This window comes from Pseudoalteromonas simplex (assembly GCF_015278155.1).
Taxonomy (GTDB): Bacteria; Pseudomonadota; Gammaproteobacteria; order Enterobacterales; family Alteromonadaceae; genus Pseudoalteromonas; species Pseudoalteromonas simplex.
The window spans coordinates 1-18081 of sequence record NZ_JADILN010000011.1; the positions used below are offsets into that span (position 1 = coordinate 1).

At 39.7% G+C, this 18081-nt stretch carries 14 protein-coding genes; 9 read left to right on the forward strand and 5 right to left on the reverse strand.

The features are described from left to right. The first annotated feature begins 9 nt into the window (after positions 1-9). Positions 10-114 carry an IS3 family transposase gene (locus IRQ78_RS20850; protein WP_138602026.1) on the forward strand — a complete coding sequence of 35 codons (105 nt, stop codon included), beginning with the start codon at positions 10-12 and terminating at the stop codon, positions 112-114. A gap of 80 nt (positions 115-194) precedes the next feature. Here the strand turns inward: IRQ78_RS20850 and IRQ78_RS16840 are convergent, their stop codons facing one another. Together IRQ78_RS16840 and IRQ78_RS16845 are read right to left on the reverse strand one after the other, a co-directional pair. Continuing rightward, positions 195-386 carry a helix-turn-helix transcriptional regulator gene (locus IRQ78_RS16840; RefSeq protein WP_054551820.1) on the reverse strand — a complete coding sequence of 64 codons (192 nt, stop codon included), beginning with the start codon at positions 384-386 and terminating at the stop codon, positions 195-197. Beyond that, positions 383-811, reverse strand: a complete 429-nt coding sequence (locus IRQ78_RS16845) for a hypothetical protein (RefSeq protein WP_194442725.1) — start codon at positions 809-811, stop codon at positions 383-385. The genes IRQ78_RS16840 and IRQ78_RS16845 overlap by 4 nt, the downstream gene beginning before the upstream one ends. A gap of 226 nt (positions 812-1037) precedes the next feature. Between IRQ78_RS16845 and IRQ78_RS16850 the strand changes: the two genes are divergently transcribed. From IRQ78_RS16850 to IRQ78_RS16865, 4 genes are all read left to right on the forward strand, one after another. Continuing rightward, complete coding sequence (locus IRQ78_RS16850) at positions 1038-4292, forward strand: nSTAND1 domain-containing NTPase (protein ID WP_194442726.1); 3255 nt, start codon at positions 1038-1040, stop codon at positions 4290-4292. Between the two features lie 23 nt (positions 4293-4315). Then, positions 4316-4693, forward strand: coding sequence for a DP-EP family protein (locus IRQ78_RS16855; protein ID WP_138599939.1), 378 nt, complete (start codon positions 4316-4318; stop codon positions 4691-4693). Positions 4694-4854: 161 nt separating this feature from the next. Next, positions 4855-5835 carry a GGDEF domain-containing protein gene (locus tag IRQ78_RS16860; protein ID WP_294406624.1) on the forward strand — a complete coding sequence of 327 codons (981 nt, stop codon included), beginning with the start codon at positions 4855-4857 and terminating at the stop codon, positions 5833-5835. A gap of 135 nt (positions 5836-5970) precedes the next feature. Beyond that, positions 5971-8490: a TonB-dependent receptor plug domain-containing protein gene (locus tag IRQ78_RS16865; RefSeq protein ID WP_138619563.1), complete on the forward strand. Its 2520-nt coding sequence runs from the start codon at positions 5971-5973 to the stop codon at positions 8488-8490. 58 nt (positions 8491-8548) lie between these two features. Here IRQ78_RS16865 and IRQ78_RS16870 read toward each other — a convergent pair whose 3' ends face one another. Continuing rightward, positions 8549-9430 carry a dioxygenase family protein gene (locus tag IRQ78_RS16870; protein WP_249362600.1) on the reverse strand — a complete coding sequence of 294 codons (882 nt, stop codon included), beginning with the start codon at positions 9428-9430 and terminating at the stop codon, positions 8549-8551. A 231-nt stretch (positions 9431-9661) separates the two neighbouring features. Here IRQ78_RS16870 and IRQ78_RS16875 point away from each other — a divergent pair, with 231 nt between their 5' ends. Genes IRQ78_RS16875 through IRQ78_RS16885 form a run of 3 tightly spaced genes read left to right on the forward strand, consistent with a single transcriptional unit; the run spans position 9662 to position 12379 of the window. Next, a complete protein-coding gene (locus IRQ78_RS16875; RefSeq protein ID WP_171041542.1) occupies positions 9662-11071 on the forward strand; it encodes an ATP-binding protein in 1410 nt (469 codons plus the stop codon). 4 nt (positions 11072-11075) lie between these two features. Then, positions 11076-11771: a response regulator transcription factor gene (locus IRQ78_RS16880; RefSeq protein ID WP_200909086.1), complete on the forward strand. Its 696-nt coding sequence runs from the start codon at positions 11076-11078 to the stop codon at positions 11769-11771. 59 nt (positions 11772-11830) lie between these two features. Next, entirely contained in the window at positions 11831-12379 is a 549-nt protein-coding gene (locus tag IRQ78_RS16885; protein ID WP_138619561.1) for a hypothetical protein, read from the forward strand. Here IRQ78_RS16885 and IRQ78_RS16890 read toward each other — a convergent pair. Together IRQ78_RS16890 and IRQ78_RS16895 are read right to left on the reverse strand one after the other, a co-directional pair. Further along, positions 12376-13281 (reverse strand): tetratricopeptide repeat protein, encoded by a 906-nt coding sequence (locus IRQ78_RS16890; RefSeq protein WP_194442727.1) that lies wholly within the window; start codon positions 13279-13281, stop codon positions 12376-12378. The genes IRQ78_RS16885 and IRQ78_RS16890 overlap by 4 nt on opposite strands. A 306-nt stretch (positions 13282-13587) precedes the next feature. Further along, a complete protein-coding gene (locus tag IRQ78_RS16895) occupies positions 13588-14940 on the reverse strand; it encodes a magnesium transporter (RefSeq protein ID WP_138619557.1) in 1353 nt (450 codons plus the stop codon). 259 nt (positions 14941-15199) lie between these two features. On the opposite strand from IRQ78_RS16895, the gene IRQ78_RS16900 reads away from it, so the two are divergent. Next, positions 15200-17959 (forward strand): cadherin-like domain-containing protein, encoded by a 2760-nt coding sequence (locus tag IRQ78_RS16900; protein ID WP_194442728.1) that lies wholly within the window; start codon positions 15200-15202, stop codon positions 17957-17959. The last annotated feature ends 122 nt before the right edge of the window (positions 17960-18081 follow it).

Sequence of the window (18081 nt, forward strand, 5' to 3'; positions counted from 1 at the left end):
CGTAGTGAAATGACAACACAAACGTATTTTTATATTGAAAAATACTACAACTCAGTAAGAAGGCATGGCACCCTAGGGTATAAAAGTCCCATGCAGTACGAACAAGTTAATTAAACCCCGTGTCTACTTTATCGGGGTCAGATCAGATCGCTGAAGGCTGAAGGCTGAAGGCTGAAGGCTGAAGGCTATCAGACTTACTCATCCTGAAATATCTCTTCGATACTCAGGTTAAATAAACGCGCGGCTTTAAATGCTAATGGCAAACTTGGGTCAAATTTACCTTTTTCAATCGCATTAATAGTTTGCCTAGACACATCCAAAAGCTCTGCGAGTTTCGCTTGGGTATAGTTGTGCTCAGCACGGAGCACTTTCAAGCGGTTTTTCATTCTTCGCCCTCGTCGTTTAACTGCTTATTCATCATTAAAAGACTCACTAAATAGGTTAAGCCCATAAAGAGCACGAGGTGTGAAATATCTTCTTTAAAACTAATTAAACCGCTTGATTGCACCACCGAGTAAGCTAAACCAAATACCAAGCTTGCACCCAAGGTAATGGCCATTGCATTAAGGTGCATACGCTGCTGCAGCTCATCCATTCCTTGTAGTTGTCGTTTGTTCGATAAAATCATCATGATGCCAACTACTACATTGATTAAGATTGCCACAACACTAAAAATAGCCTGCTCTTGCCATAAAAAATGCGGCCCAAATGAGGCAACTGCTAAAGTAATCACCCATGCAGATGTCCATTTAGCGAGGTTTAGCGTGTTCTGCTTATTACGTTGTTTAAAGGTTAATCCTGTTTGATTCATTATTCTCACCTTAAAAGTAAAGTAAACTTGACTAAAGATTAACCTAGCAACACAAAAAGTCAAATAAACTTTACAAAAAGTTTTATATACACGACATCAATATGATTTTTTAATGTCAGAAAAGGCAAGGCGCTTGCTGTTGATCTCATAATATTGTATTAATCAAAGAATTCCGTAATCGGTCCAATCGGACTGCGTTTCTAACAATAACAATGAAGATAACACTATGAATACGGCGCTGTTTTTCGTTGGCGAATGGCAAGTTACTCCGGCTACTAATTCAATCAGACGCGGTGAACAAACAAAGCATCTTGAACCCAAGGCGATGGATGTATTACTGCTGCTTTGCGAAAAACAAGGTGAGCTACTAACAAGTGAAGAAATTATCAGCCACTGCTGGCCAAATGTGGCGCTCGGTGACAACCCCCTACATAAAGTGATCACCCAATTACGTAAAGCCTTTGATGATAAAGCAAGTGATCCGCATTACATAGAAACCATTCGTAAACGCGGTTATCGGGTTATTGCCGAAATCAACTTTCCACTCAACGAAGAACAAAAAGCCAGCCAAACCAGTTGGCAAGGTGATTCGCCCTTTGTTGGCTTAAGTGCATTTGCACCAGAGCAAGCCGATGTGTTTTTTGGTCGTAACAAACAAATTGCCACTTTGCTACAGCGGGTATCGGCTCAAATAGAGTTTGGTCGCGCATTTTGCTTAATTTTGGGAGCCAGTGGTTCAGGTAAATCGTCGTTAGTTAACGCAGGTGTATTGCCCGCTTTAATGTCGAGTAATGGCTACGATGGCATTAGAGTACATAGTTACTGCCAACTCGACTTTGCCGATGTCAGCAAAGAGCGCTTACTGCTTGATTTAGCCTCAACCTTGCTCGATTTAGAAATAAACGACGCACCTGTACTTAGCGATATAAGCGCCGATGCGTTGGCTGAATTGTTATTAACAGATCCAGAACAGGTTATTTCCCGCTGTAAAGCAGCACTTGCAACGCTAAATAAAGAGTGCACTACACCCTATTTATTTTTATTTATCGACAGGCTCGAAGTGCTATTGTCATCACCTTTATTTAGCGATGACGAGCGCAACCAGCTGTTAGCACTTATTGAGCGCTTAGCAACAAGTGGCTGCATGATCATTTTTAGTGCCTGTCGTAATGACTTTTACCCGCAAGTAGTGAGTCAACCAAGTTTAATGGCAGGTAAAGCCAATGGCGCACACTTTGACTTATTAGCGCCAACTCGCTCTGAGCTTAAGCAAATGATCCGTTTGCCAGCACTTGCAGCAGGCTTAAGTTGGCAACATCACCCAGAGCATCACACACCGCTTGATGAACAACTTTGTAATGATACTGCCAATAACCCAGATGCATTGCCAATACTGCAATACACCTTGCAACAGCTTTATTTACAGCGAAGCCCAGACAACGAATTATTGTTTTCTGAATACCAAGCGCTTGGCACCATCGAAGGAGCTATCGGCCAAAAAGCCGAACAGGTATTTTGCCAATTACCCAAAGACCAACAAACTGAACTTGCTGCGGTTCTTTCAAAACTGATCACCTTAAATCCAGATGGCGAAACACTCACCAGCCGTGCAGCACATTGGAGCGAATTAACCAGCCCAGCTGCGACCAAGCTTGTTCAGGCTATGGTCGACAGCCGCTTGTTTGTGTCACACCTTAAAAATGAGCAAGCATGCTTTAGCCTTGCCCACGAAGCCCTGCTACGCCATTGGCAACGCGCCATAGATTGGGTGCAAGAACACCAACAAAGCTTAGCAATTCAAAGCCGTGTGCAACTTGCCACCGAGCGCTGGCTGCTTGAACATAAACACAGCGACTTTTTATTAGCCCAAGGCAAACCGCTGCAAGAAGCACAAAGCCTAGTTAAAAACCCTATGTTTAGCTTATCGAGCGACGACCAAGCGTTAATTAAAGCTTCTAACAACAAAGCGAAACGTAAAAAGCGCGTGTTACAAATAACGGCGGCTGCACTTGTGTGCTTAACCTTTATTGCCACATTTATGAGCGTGCGCAGCTATCACGCCGAACAAATAGCAAAACAAAAACGCCAAGAGGCCGAAAGTTTATTGGGTTTTATGGTCGGTGAATTTGCCGATAAACTCAGAAGCGTTAAGCGCATGGATTTACTGGATGGTATTAGCAACAAAGCCCTTGAGTATTTTACCAATCAAGACGAAGAAGCTGCTTCGTTGTTTGACTTTAGCGATAAACAAGCCGAGTTTAATAACCATTTTCAATACGCTCAAACCTTAGAGGCCATGGGCGAAGTCGCTTACTCTCGAGGCAAAACCGACGAGGCCTTCACGGCCTTTGAAAATGCGCGAACGCGCCTAGAATCATTACTAAAAATTCAACCCAACAACCTTGATGTTTTAATGCTTGCAGGGGCCAATGCCTTCTGGCTTGGGCAATTAAACTTTGATAGCAGTGACTACAATGCCGCCGAGCCTTGGATAAAACGCTACCAAGAGTACAGTGAAAAAATGTACACATTAGCACCCAATGACTTTAACTCGATTGTAGAGCTATCTTATTCTTACAACTCCTTAGGTTCACTGTATTTAAAACAATTTAATTACGCACTTGCAAAACAAAGCTTTACTGAATCTTTAAAACTTAAAAACCAAGCTCTTGCGCTTAAACCTGATAACAAAAATTTATTACGCGATAAGACAGATACTATAAGCTGGATTGCAACCACAGAAGAAAACCTAGGGAATTTAAGCGAAGCATTGCTCATGCTTGAGCAAGCTATTAATCAATTAGATTCTGTCCTAAAAATAAGACCTGATGATGCTAGCCTTCTTAATGATATTTTTAATATCTACATGCAACAAAGCTACCTTCTAAGTTATTTCCCGGACAAAAAAGATGCTTATCTGAAAGCTGAAAATGCAACAATCTCTATAAAAAAAGCACTCAGACAAGATCCTAATAACGTTAACTTCAAGCGTAAATATTATAGATCTCTTTCTTACCAACTAATGCTACTTGAAGATAACAAAACAAGTGACGAAGCTATTGAAGTAATTAATTACATTAATACCCTAACCTCTTCAAACCCAACCATAATTAACATTAGAATAAGTTTAATAAAATATTTTATAAATAGAAAAAATTACCAAAAAGCAAAGGAGTTACTAAATGAACTTGAAAAGGACTCAGAATTTAAAGAAAGAATCAACAACACAAGAAAAATAGAAAACGAATCAATACTTATAAAGACATATTTAATAAAAGCAAAATTAGAAAAAGATCCTATTTCAAAAAGTGAATTTTGCAGAAAAGTTATAAGTACAACAGAAGAAAACAGTAGCGGTAGTAAAAGTATAAAAACAGTTTACCCTCTTATACAAGCTTATATCTGTTTAAATAAAGTAAGCGAGATAGAAAAAAATAAAAGTAAACTAATTGAGTTAGGCATTACTAACTTTGATCTATAAAAAACAACTAGAAGGTAATAACAATGAGCGAAAGTCAAACTTACAACTTTACAGTGAATGTTACACTTAACACTGAAAATGAAGCTGTATTTACATACTTCCAAAACGGTCAGCAAGTTTCTGGTGGCGGTACTGTCAACGAAAGAAACAGCCTAGGTATTTATACACTTGATGACGCAACATCTGAAGCGGGCTTTCAGTTTACAGGTGCTAAATTTGCAAACCTTGAAGGTGATTGCGAGCAAGACTTTAGCTTTAAAGTCACTAATGATGGCCAAACAATTGAAGTAGCCGATACTGATGAAAATAACGGTACTGCGTGTATGATTTTCATCGTTGAGTGCAATGGCACAAGCTATGAAAGTGCCGACCCGCAAATAAAAAATGATAAAGAAAACTAAAAACCTCTTGTGAAAAGCTCCTTTTTAGGAGCTTTTTTACATTACAAAACAAAAGATTAAAACCAGAAGATTACCAGAAGATTACCAGAAGGTTAATTTGCACTTTTTTAAGTAACTTTATAGACACCAAAATCGTTTGCATCAGCAAAAAGGAAACGAACGTGTCTACTAATAAAAATGAACAACCAAGCACTGCAAAACCAGAAGCGAAAAACGCACTACCGCAGTCTATCAATTCAGAGCAACTTGCACTGATTGCACAAATGTTTCAGAACATTCCTGAAGGAGTGTTTATCATTAATGGCCAAGGCACGTTTGAATTTGCAAACCCGATGGCGGCTCAGCTTTTAGGTGACAACCAAGAAGCGTTAATCGGGCAAAACATTTTGCATTACCTACACGACACCGACCGTGATAAATACATGTATACCCTACTTAGCTGGTTAGACCATAAAGACTCGCCGATAAGCCTTGGGCCAAACGAAGTTAAAATAAACCGTGCCGACAGTAAAACCCTTGAGGCGGATTTATGTATATCGAGCCTGCCAAAAAATATTGCCGTTGCAGAAAATTTATTTATTTGTGTATTACACGATTTATCATCACACAAAGAACAATATAACCGCTTAATTAAACAGGCTACCACTGACCATTTAACCGGCCTTGCAAATAGATTAACCCTTGAAGAGTCATTAAAAGAGCATTGGCAAGAAAGCGTACAAACCAATCAGGCTATTAGCACTATATTAATCGACATTGATTACTTTAAATTATTCAATGACCGATTCGGTCATGTAAAAGGCGATAAATGCTTACAAAAAGTAGCAAGTATAATAGCAGAGTCACTCCCTTCTCGCGATTGTTTAGCAGCCCGTTATGGCGGTGAAGAATTTGCTATTATATTACCCCGTTGTCAAAAAGACACAGCCGCCGCTATTGCTAAACATATTCAAATAAAAATAAATAACATGCCATTTACTGACATAGGATTACCGAGTGATTTTAGAATAAGTGTAAGTCAAGGAATTGCTTGCGAGTTCAATAATCAATATCGTACTTCAGAAGCATTAATTTGCGCTGCAGATACTGCTTTATACCGAGCAAAAACAGAGGGCAGAAATAAAATAAGCATTAGCGCGTAAACATAACAGTAACAATAAAAACATAAATTCAACAACAATCATAAGTAACACATATACTATATTTTAATGTTATTTGTTTGTTCCCGTTTCGTATTATAGACTAAATTCAGTTAGATAAGTCAGATGGGAACAATAATGACATTATTCAAAAAATTACCTTTGCAACTTGCAATCGCAAGTACGTTAGCTGCATCAGCGACTGCAATCGCTGCTGAGCAAAATACAGAAGATACAGCAAAAGATATTGAGGTTATCTCTGTTACAGGTACACGTAGGAGTTTACGTAGCCTTTCTGAAAGTACAGTGCCAGTTGATCTACTAACAAGCCGCGACTTAGCAAGTACTGGTCAGCTTGAAATTAGCCAAGTACTTGCTTCACAGTTACCAAGTTTTAATTACCCTAGCGCCACTCTTGCCGATGGTACTGATCATGCAAAACCAGCCGTTTTACGTGGCCTTGCTCCTGATCACACTCTGGTATTAGTAAACGGTAAACGTCGCCATGCAGGTGCACTATTAAATTTAGGTGGCACAGTGGGTCGTGGCTCGACGGCCGTTGATTTAAACAATATTCCTACTTCAGCTATTAAGCGCGTTGAGATTCTTCGCGATGGTGCTGCAGCACAATATGGCTCTGATGCCATTGCTGGCGTGATCAATATTGTACTAAAAGACGCTGATGAGGGCGGTAGCGTTAGCTACACTTACGGTGAATACGACACGCAAATGGCTGGCTCGCCGCAACTACTAAGCACAAGTGCTGATAACGATGGTAACTTGAGCTTTGCAAAAGGCAGTGATCGTAAATTAAACGATGGTATTTCGCGAACAGCAAGTGCGAATGCCGGTTTTGCTTTAGGTGATAGCGGCTTTATAAACATCTCTATTGAATCTCGCAATAACGAGCCAACAAACCGCTCGGGAATTGATCAACGCGAGCAATACAGTCGTGATGAAAATGGCAACCTAGACTCACGTGAATTTGATTTCGACCGTTACAATCATCGTTTTGGTAAAGCCGATATCGAAGACTATGCACTTTTTTATAATCTAGGTTACGAGTTTGATAACTCACTATCACTTTACTCGTTTGCTAGTTACTCAAACCGTAAAGGTAATTCGGCAGGCTTTTATCGCCGTGCCAAAGACTCTCGTAACTTAACCGAAGTATACCCTAACGGCTTTTTACCTGAAATAGATACGGATGTTGATGACTATTCATTTGCGATCGGTGTTAACGGCGAAACCAATGACTGGGCATGGGATGTAAGTACCAATTATGGTCGCAACGATTTCGGCTTAGGGGTCAGTAATAGCTTAAATACGTCGATGGGTGTTAGCAGCCCAACTGAATTTGATAACGGCGCCCTTGTTTATGAGCAATACTTAATTAACATGGATGCCAGCAATACTCTTGACCTTGGCTTACCTGATGATGTGTTTGTTACCGTGGGCGCTGAGTATCGTCACGAAAATTATCAAATCAAAGCAGGTGAAGAGGCTTCATACATCACCGTATTGGATGACGATGGCAACCCTGTTGCTGCTGGTGGCGCACAAGTGTTAGCTGGTTTCTCTCCAGAAAGTGCAACTGACGAAAGCCGCCATAACATTGCGGTATTTGCTGAGTTTGATACTTACCTAACAACAGATTGGAATCTAGTGTTGGCTGGTCGTTTTGAAGATTACAGCGATTTTGGCAGCACTTTTACCTCTAAACTAGCTACGCGCTACAGCATTAACGAGTCATTGTCGTTACGCGGTGCAATTAGCACAGGTTTTAGAGCGCCTTCACTTGCACAAACTTCTTATAAATCAGTAAGTACTGTATTTGAAAACGGTATTCCAAGTGAGGTCGGTTTATTCCCAGTTGATGAACCTGCAGCCCAAGCTCTAGGGGCACGCAAACTTGATGCTGAAGAATCAGTTAATATGACGGCGGGTTTTATCTTTACGCAAGGCGGTTTTAGCCTGACGCTTGACGCATATCGCATTGAAATTGACGACCGTATCGTATTGTCTGAAAACTTAAGTGGTCCCGAAGTTGAAGCGATTCTAGCTGCAGCTGGTGAACAAAACACTCAAAGCGTTCGATATTTTACAAACGCTATTGATTCACGTACGCAAGGTGTTGATATTGTAGCTACCTACTCATTAGGTTTAGAAAACTATGGTGATTTACGCTTAAGTGCTGCGGTTAACTTTAACGACACAGAAGTCACACACGTTAAAGAAAACCCAGCAGAGCTAGAAGCACTAGGTGATAACTATCAATACTTCGCACGTCGTGAAATCACTCGCTTTGAAGAAGGCACTCCTGCTGATAAGTGGAACCTATCTGCAACATGGGATTATGAAAACTTTCAGACCACATTACGTGCAACCCGTTATGGCGAAGTCGTTGACACTTCAAGTACGCCTGAAGGTGATGAAATTATTGATGCTAAATGGATCACTGACTTAGAGGTAGCTTATCGTCCCGATGAGCAGTGGAAATTTGCATTAGGCGCTAATAACCTATTTGATCAGTACCCTCAAGATACTGTAAGCAATATAGGTTATAGTGATTTCAATCAAATTTTTACCTACAGTGCATTTACGCCATACAGTTTAGATGGTCGTTTTGTTTACGGTAACATCACTTATAGCTTTTAAAAAATAGGGCGTGAAAGCAGTAATTGCTAACACGCCCTAACCTACAATGATGGGTTGCTTAATTAATCTGAATAGTGTGGTAGGCCAATAAAGTGCCATCACTATTTTGTGCTGTATTTAAAATAAACTGCTCATAATCACTACCAAACACGTTATCGTTGCTAGCAAGGGTTGTATCTTGTTCACCACGTGATTTGTAATCGCTATGAGTGGTACAAATTTCTTTTGCAAACGCATCTGTAAAACAAAACTGACTAATTACATAGTCGTTATTGTTGTTCGACACTTTAAAATGAATATGAATAGTTCGCCCCGAATACCAACCTGGAAAATGCGTTTTAAAGTTCACACGACCACTACTATCTGTGATCAATGAACCTCGGTACCAGGTGCTTGCCTCAGCTTCGGTATCGCCATCAGTACAGAAATCACCCGCAAAACGTGAGCTATCAGAACTACTACTTGTATCACCCGAGTAAATACCGCGGGTATCACAGTGCCAAACCGATATTTCGTAATTTGCTAATGGGTTACAGTCACTATCAATTAACTGTAAACAAAGCATCATAGGCAAACCAGTTAAGCCATCCGAAATATCTTCGTCTGAATCAGCTTGGAAGTAACAGGGGCCTTCTGTTGTTGCTTTAGTTAGTGCTAACACACATGCGGTGGATGTTTCAAAAATACTGTCATCCGGAAAGTCATCAGTAATAAGCGCTGTTGTGCCCGATACATATTCACTGTCGTTCGTGGTTGTTGTATCGCCTGTATCAGTGCTGGTGCCTGTGCCCGTTGATGTGTCGGTGCCTGAGGTTGTGTCCGTTGACGATATTGTGTCTGAGTTACAGCCTAAAAATGCCAACATAGGCACAGTAGCAAGAGAAACCCCTAATGTTTTTAGCATTTTTCTACGAGTATAAAGTTCAGGTTTTAAAGTCACCTTGTGCCCCTTCGTTAACTTGAATAATTAGCGTCGAGTATAAAGAACAAATGTAGAGACTTTGTGTAGAAAAAGTGGTGCTTTTATAGAGTGATTAGGATGCACATGCCAAAAAATAGACATTTATAGTATATTCAATTTTGGCTATTACATTTTACTATTATACCTATGAAGTTAATTCACAAACTCTTAATTACCAATCTTATTATTACGTTGCTGCTGGTACTGACCATGTTTGGTCTTAATGCAATAACTAATAAGCGTATGCTCAATAGTGTATTTGAGGATATAGACAACGAAGCATTTAACCTTATAGCCACTGAAATTAGCCAGCAGTACCAGCAAACGGGTTCGATTGGTATGTTTATCGACTCTAAAGCTCTGTGGTATGAGCTAATTAACCGCAATTTTCACTCAAGCCGTTTATTGTTTTCGCCGAACAGACCAAAACCAAGAGAGCCCAGACCTTTTTCACTAGAAGGCCCCCCTCAAAAGCACATGCAAAATGAGGGAATGCCACCACCTCGCAATAAACCGATGGCTGATGACTTTATGCCTTTTGAAAAACGCCTCAGCTTGCTTGATGCAAAAGGCAAAATATTGATTGCAGGCAATACCGATACTGAGGTCGTGAACGAGCAAGAAATCACTCACAATGGTGCCGTTGTTGCAGTGCTGCAGTTGCATGCTAACGGTAACCATGTCAGCGCGCTTACTCAGCATTACCTTAATACACAAATTAATATCAGTTTGTGGACAGCGGGGATTGGTTTATTAATTGCTTTATTGTTTAGTTACTTACTCGCACGTCATTTTACTAATCCTATTTCACAACTAAAAGAAGGTGCAAAAGCCCTTGCTGAGCGCGAGTTTGAGACCAAAATTACAGTAAATAGTAGCGATGAATTCGCCACCTTAGCGGAAGATTTCAACCGTATTGCCACAGAGCTTAGGCGTTTTGAATCGCAGCAAAGTCAATGGATTATGGATATTTCTCATGAACTGCGTACGCCTTTAACTATTTTAGAGGGCGAACTTGAAGCAATTAACGATGGCATTATCGAACCCAACCAAAAAGCGATAAGTTCACTACAAGAAGAAGTGGCGCTGTTAAGTCGACTTGTGAACGACTTACATAAAGTCAGCACACTTGACAGATACAGCTTCAACTACCAAATGGAAGAGATTGATTTTAATACCTTAGTAACTTTACAAGCGCATAAATATGCCTTTAAATTTCAATCAAAAAACATCACCCTCAATGCAACCTTATCTGAGCAACCCGTAATAATTTTGGCTGATCAGAATCGTATTACACAAGTACTACAAAACATTTTAGAAAATAATTTACGCTATACCGATGAACAGCAAAAAGTCTGGTTAGATTTAACCGTGTCTAAGCATCATGTATTTTTGTCGATAGAAGATTCTGGCCCCGGTGTCCCCGATGAAGCCCTTGAAAAACTGTTTGATCGTTTATATCGCACCGATAGCTCTCGCAACAGAAAAACCGGCGGTTTTGGCCTAGGTTTGGCGATTTGCCAAACAATTGTTGAAGCCCACCAAGGAAAAATAAATGCAACTAAAAGCCGGTTAGGCGGTCTGTGTATAACGTTAAAACTCCCGCTTGCAGAGGCGTAATAATATGTCAGAAACCATAGCAAAACAGCATATTCTCGTTATTGAAGACGAAGTTAAAATTGCCGAACTAATAGAAAAGTATTTATATCTGGAAGGGTTTAAAACAAGCTTAATTCACGATGGCACCTGCGCACTTGATGCTGTTAATGAGCTAAACCCTGACCTCATTATTCTCGATATCATGTTGCCAGGCACTAACGGCATCGAGCTGTGTAGCAAGATAAGACAATACAGTGATGTGCCTATTATTATGCTTACGGCACGGGTTGAAGAAATTGACCACTTAATTGGTTTTGATGTCGGTGCCGATGACTATGTTACTAAACCATTTAAACCAAAAGAGTTAATGGCACGTGTAAAGGCTATTTTAAAGCGCCGCCGTATGCCAACTACCGCACCAAATACGCTCAAAGCGGGCAATATTATTGTTGATCCGAGCGAATACAAAGTACTGGTAAATAATGCAGAGCTAAAACTAACAATTAATGAATTTAGCTTATTAAAAATATTAATTGCCTCACCCAATAAGGTTTTTTCACGCCAAGATTTACTAACCATGACCCAAGGGAAGTACTTTGAAAGCTACGAGCGTAGTATTGATTCACACATTAAAAACTTGCGTAAAAAGCTGACACAAGCCGACCCTAATAGTCATTACATTGAGTCAATTTATGGTGTGGGATATAAATTTAAAACTTAAACAACCTTTTTCATACTTGCGACGACTAACTAAATAACATAACCCTGTAGGATATCATTATGAATTTAGTACGCATCAGCGCAAGCGCACTCTTAATTGCTGCCACTACCGCTTGTATCGGCCTCTCTAATGCCAGTACAGCGAACGACCAAGGTGATTATCGCGTTATCACTTTTAAAGACTGTAAAAAGGTGAGCGAAATTACCCTCAATAACGAACAGATTGCTGCATACCTAGAGCTTAAACATGAGCAAGTAAAATTAGAAGCGCTAGAGCAACCAATTAGCAACATAGAACAACAAGTGACTGAGTACTCTGAGCAAATAAAAGCGATCGCCGAAAAAGCTGTTATTGAAGACGAGAATCACCTGCGAATTAATAAAAGCTTATTAAAAGAGCAAGATAAGTTGGCTACAGAGCTCAATAAACTGATGGCTGCTCATGATGCCGATTTTAAAGCGCTAGAGCAGCAAGCAAAGTTAATTGAACATGCCGCTAAGCAGTTTGATAAAACTATGAAACCTTTGATGGAGCAAGGCGATTCAACCCATCTACAAATTTTAGCGCCAGGTGAAGATGAAAAATCTGGATGTTTTTACACTATCTAAAGCACATTACTAAGATGTGCATAAAGTTTCGCATGTGATTGACGAATGTCTTCTTTATGCACTTGTTTAAACCACTTTAAAGCCTGTGCTGGCTTGCCAGCTTGCCAATTGATTTCAGCAAGGCGTAATTTATAAATAGCAACTGCGTTGCGATCTGAGTCCGTGTCCATGAATTTGAGTGACTGCACATAAACATGATCAGCTTTCACATAATCAGCAAGAAGTTGATGAGTACGGGCTAAGTAACCTAATGCTACAGAAATCTTACGATTATGATTAGTTTTTAAAATCCAATCAGCTGCAATTTGTCGGTTTACAAGTGCACCATCTATATCCCCTAATGAATGAAAAACATTCGCTTTATTCGACGCTAATTCAAAATGAAAAATGGGGTCTTTGCTTTTGCCAAAACGGCGCTCTGCCCTATCAAGAATTTGCAACGCTGTTTCTTTATTACCAAACACAAATTGCAAATTGGCCAGCTCGACCATACGCATCGGATTACCAAACGAATCAAAAATAGCTTGTAGCTTTTCAAACGCTTTCGTCGCATATTTATGACCAGTTTCTGAGTCACCTAAATAGTGTGTTGATTTTGCGTAATAAAAGTAAACTTGTACTTGAAAGACGACTGGCAATTCTTCACTTGTAATAAAAGGCTCAGCGCTTTCCTTTAAAGCTTGAAATTCCATTTTGTCGTAGAAGTAATCTAACTGATACGATTTAATCTCATACCAACGCGCAGAGCCAATCTCGCTGCTGGCAAGCTGCTGATTAATGTAATCTAGGCAACTAATTTGCGATTGCCGCTCACAAAACATCTCATGATCACTAAAGTTTTCAGAGGCTGAGACATTAAAACTAGATAACCCCAGCAATAACATGGCTAACTTTTTCTTCATCCACAATTATCTCAGTGATAACACCTTCAGAAAGCTAACAAAGTTTAATGCTTTATAACAGTATTTTTTAACTAAATTAATAATTGTAACCGACAATAGTTCTAATCCAGTATCTTAATAGAGACGCTAAATAATGAATAAATTCGAATAGTCACTTGTATAAGTTAGAACAATTCAACTTGGACCTTTGATGGCAAAGCAAAACGTCGTGATATTGGAATTGTAGGTAATTGCAACCAATACCCGTAAAGAAACAGCATAATCGAAATGAAGCTGGCTAATTATCTTAGCCAGCGCATTAACCACTTAAAGTAAAAGAAGACTACCCAGGCCAAGGAAAGTGACAAAACCAACAATATCGGTGACTGTGGTAAGGATCACAGAACCTGAAAGGGCTGGATCAATTTTAAGCTTATCTAAAATCGATGGGATCACCACCCCTGATAACGACGCGGCAACTAAGTTAAGTAAAATAGCGATAGTGATTGTTAAACTTAACATACCATCGTTGAACCAAAAATAAGTGAGTACACCAATCACAAAGGCCCAAACACAGCCGTTTAATGCCCCTACTCTTAGCTCTTTCTTTAACAGTGCTTTGCGGTTGGAGTCGGTAACCTGACCAAGTGCTAGACCGCGTACAATAACCGTTAACGTCTGACTACCTGCAATCCCACCCATAGAGGCAACAACTGGCATCAGTACCGCCAGCGCAACCACTTGCTCTATGGTTGCGCCAAACAAACCAATAAACCAAGATGCTAAAAATGCCGTTGCTAGGTTTATACCAAGCCAAATACCGCGGTTTTTTGCCGACTTAGTGACACTTGAGAACAGATCCTCGTCTTCACGAAGACCACCGGCTTTTGCAGCGGCTTCGTCGGTCACTTCTTGACGCAATTCATAAGCAGATGACACTGACAATCGGCCTAATAATTTGTTATCGGCATTCACAACAGGCATCGCCATTTGTTCACTATGAATAACCACTTCAGCAGCTTCGTATAGGTCGTCATCAGCATGTAAAGCCGATACATCAAGGTTCGCGTAATCAAGCAGGCTGTCGTTATCATTGGCTTTGAATAATGCATTAATTGCCACTTCACCAATTAATGTACCTTTGCGACTGACCAAATAAATCACCTCGGTGTATTGCGGTAAGCCTTTTTGAAAAATTTTACGTGCGCCAGCCACGGTGAGTTTTTCTGATACTTTTAGCGCATCAAAATCGAGCCAGTGACCTAACTGCTCTGGGTTATATTGCTGTGCAAGGTCGTACTGCTTTGTTTGAACTTCATCAAGTTGTTTACGTGCATAATCAACAAAGCGCTCAGGAATAATTTCTTCGAGTTCAAGTAATTCTTCTACGCTCACTTCGTCAAGTAGCTTAAAACCTTCAGCTTCATCTAAGCTTTGCAATAACCAGCGACAGCTATCACCGCCTAAGTTAATGAAGATTTCATGTTGCGTGTCTTCATCGAGTAATTGCCAAATCTCTAGACGTTGTTCTTTAGGTAGCGCTTCAAACAATAACGATAAATGTTCTGTAGAAAGCTTTTCTTTAGCATCAGTAAGTAACTTATTTTTGCGTGTTGTGGTGTCACACTGAAGCAAGTCATCAATTAACTGGGGAAGTTGGTCAACAGGATACTCAATCATTTGAGACCTCGGTTAATTACATCAATAACAATAGTCTAACGCAGCTCGGGAAAAATAACTGCTATGAATTAGCTTTAATTTTCAATGATGCGATTATTCTCAGATGGAAAGCATAGTTTCTACCTAAGCTTTCAAGTCTGAGTCACTACAATTGCATAAAAATGCACAAATAAACGCTATTAAGATCTATTATCATTCGTATTATAATGTTAACATTCCCTCCCTTTTGAAATTACCAATAATAAATGCGGGTATAAACATGACTAATAGAATAAAGTATTTACCACTTGTGATTGCATTTGCACTCACTGGCTGTGGCGGTTCAGATAGTAATAATGCACCTGAGTTCACCAGCAACTCAGCGTTCACTCTAGATGAAGATACATCTATTACAGGTCAAGTTGTGGCAACAGGTGATAATGCTGTTAGCTATACCCTCGGCTCTGCAGCAAGTAACGGGATATTTGCTTTAAATGCTGATGGTAGTTTTAGCTATACCCCAAAAGAAGATTTTGCAGGCCAAGACACAGTAACCGTTACCGCCACTGATGGCAGCTTAAGTACTGATGCAGTACTTACTTTTACGGTTAATAACGTTAACGATGCGCCAACACTGGCGAGCCAATCAATCACTGTAACCACCTCAACAACGACTGAAGGCACATTAGTATTTAATGATGTTGACGGTGACACTGTGACTGTTTCTTTAGTAACGGCCCCTGCCAACGGCACCCTTACTCTAGATGAACAAACGGGTGAATTTCTATTCACAGCTGATACGTTGTCAGAAATTAACGACAGCTTTGTTATCGAATTTACCGATGGCATTATTAGCTCGCCTATCAGCGCAACCATTGAATTAAAACCGTCCTATGTGACTAACGAAGATAAACTTAATTACTACTACAGCTCAAATAACTCTCATTTAAAACAAGCACAAGCGATTAGTGACAATATCAATGATGATGTTTACATGGACGAAGTAAACACACAATTAGCTATTGGTTATCTTATTGCAGGCTTTGCTGAGAAAGCAGACGAACACTTCAGCAAAATTTCAGCAATAGACACAAAAGCAAAAGCCTATTTAGATGCAGCTAAATCTCTTGATTTAGTAAGTTTAAGCGAGAGGGCTTTAACGTTTAGACAAGATGCTGCAACTCTTTACAATCAGTACCTTGCTGAAAAAGGCCTAGATAACATCAGCAGCTCAGATCCGGGGTTTTATCTGACTCTAACCAATCAATACAACGCAGCTGGCCAAACCGAATACGCTCAAGCCATGTTAGACACACTTAAACTTTATGCAAATGAGGTTTATACAGAAGAATATAATGCGACTTATATTAGATTTATATCTGCAATCAAAAAAACCGTTGAATCTTCTAAAGATCAATACGCAGCGACTCACACAGAAACAGTAAGAAATGAAGGAGTAAAAGTCACCCAAGCCATGGCCGAGTTAAGTGAAAAAATCGGTTATTTTACTCAAAAATCAGGTGACTACAAAGGCCAACCAACTGAGCGTATGAGAGTGCTTTACATTGCATGGGCTGCTCAATCTTTTATACAGCTCAATGAAGTTGATTTGGCAAAATATTATACGAACTTAGCGCTTTCATATTATGGTGTTGTTGGATTCGATAATACATATAGCTTTACTGCAAGCCCATATGCAGAAGCAACTTTAGCGACATACACCTATCCATTAGAAGTGTTAACAGCAAATATTAAAGCTTTATATGATGTAGAGCTTTCAAATAACCCAGCCTTTGCTTTACTTACAGATCAAGATGACAAAGATGATGCTATTGAATTTTCTTTTGCTTATGAAGTAGCTAACAAACTACAAGCGGGTATCTCCATAGAGGATGCGGTGCAAAACGCTAAAGAATACTTTATGAGTGGCGAAACACCTAATGCAAAAAGTTTCTATCAAACACTTATAACTTCATCAGGCCAACCAGGTGCTGCTGATATTCTTCGAGTTCGAGGTGAAAATGAACTTGGCCTAATTCTGACGGATTACGCCGCAAACATCCTATTTTCTGAAGAGTATGTGTTAAATGAAACTAACGCATATTATGTCACCGGAATATTCGGTTGTGGCGGCCTTGTCGACTTTACCCTTAGTTTAGGTGGGGAAGAACAAGCAAATATTTTTGCACAACGCTGTGCTGAGGTTATAGATTCTTACTTTATAGAAAATAACACTAACTTTAGTACTTCCTCTGCTGCTTATGCTTTAAATCAGCAGTTAGCTATTTTTGGATTTGTATCTCAGAATGACTCGGTAGCCATCACCGCAGAAAGACTTAACACTCAAATTAACTTAATTGAAGAAAAACAAACACAAATAGAATGGCGATTGAGTTCACTCGGATACCTTGTGCAAGCTGGGCTAATTGATATGGCGTTAAATTGGTTAGATATCAGTTTAACCACACTGCAATCAGAACAATCAAACCTTGATATTAATGACTTTAAAACTCTACTTGATAAAGTACTTTACGCGACACTTAGTAATAGCGAAACAAGTGGTGGACTATTCAAAAGCTATTCTCTCACCTCATCATTAGCTAGATTCCAAGTAAATAACGAGCAGTATGCTTCAGCTTATGCTGAAACAATTGAAATGTTAAAGCCATTCGTAGCCAATGCAAATACGTTTGTACTCTTACAAACCGATAAAGTTATTCAAAGTAACCTTGAAACATTGCTTACTTTTCAGGCCCGACTTGGCAATGATGCCGCAGTAAAAGAATTAATCGATCACTCAGTCAATGCAGAAGCAGATAAGCTATCACTTACAGCCCTTTATGCTAACTTAGTAGCTAAAAAAGATGACTTCCCTGCATCTTCGATCGCAAGTATCGATACAGACCACGATGGCAAACCTAACTTCTTCCTATCCAGCGCATCAGAGCAAGCAATTGCTGAATCGGGCTTAATTGCTGATAACGATGCCGACAATGATGGTATTGAAGATAGTATCGATGTGACTCCTTTAGGAGAATAACACCATCACAATAATGCGAGGTCGCCTTGCCTCGCATTATTATTCAATAACATTAAGAAAAAAATTTTATATTCAATAGAAAGTCAAACTTTAAAACACATCCGAAATCTCTTCGTATGTTT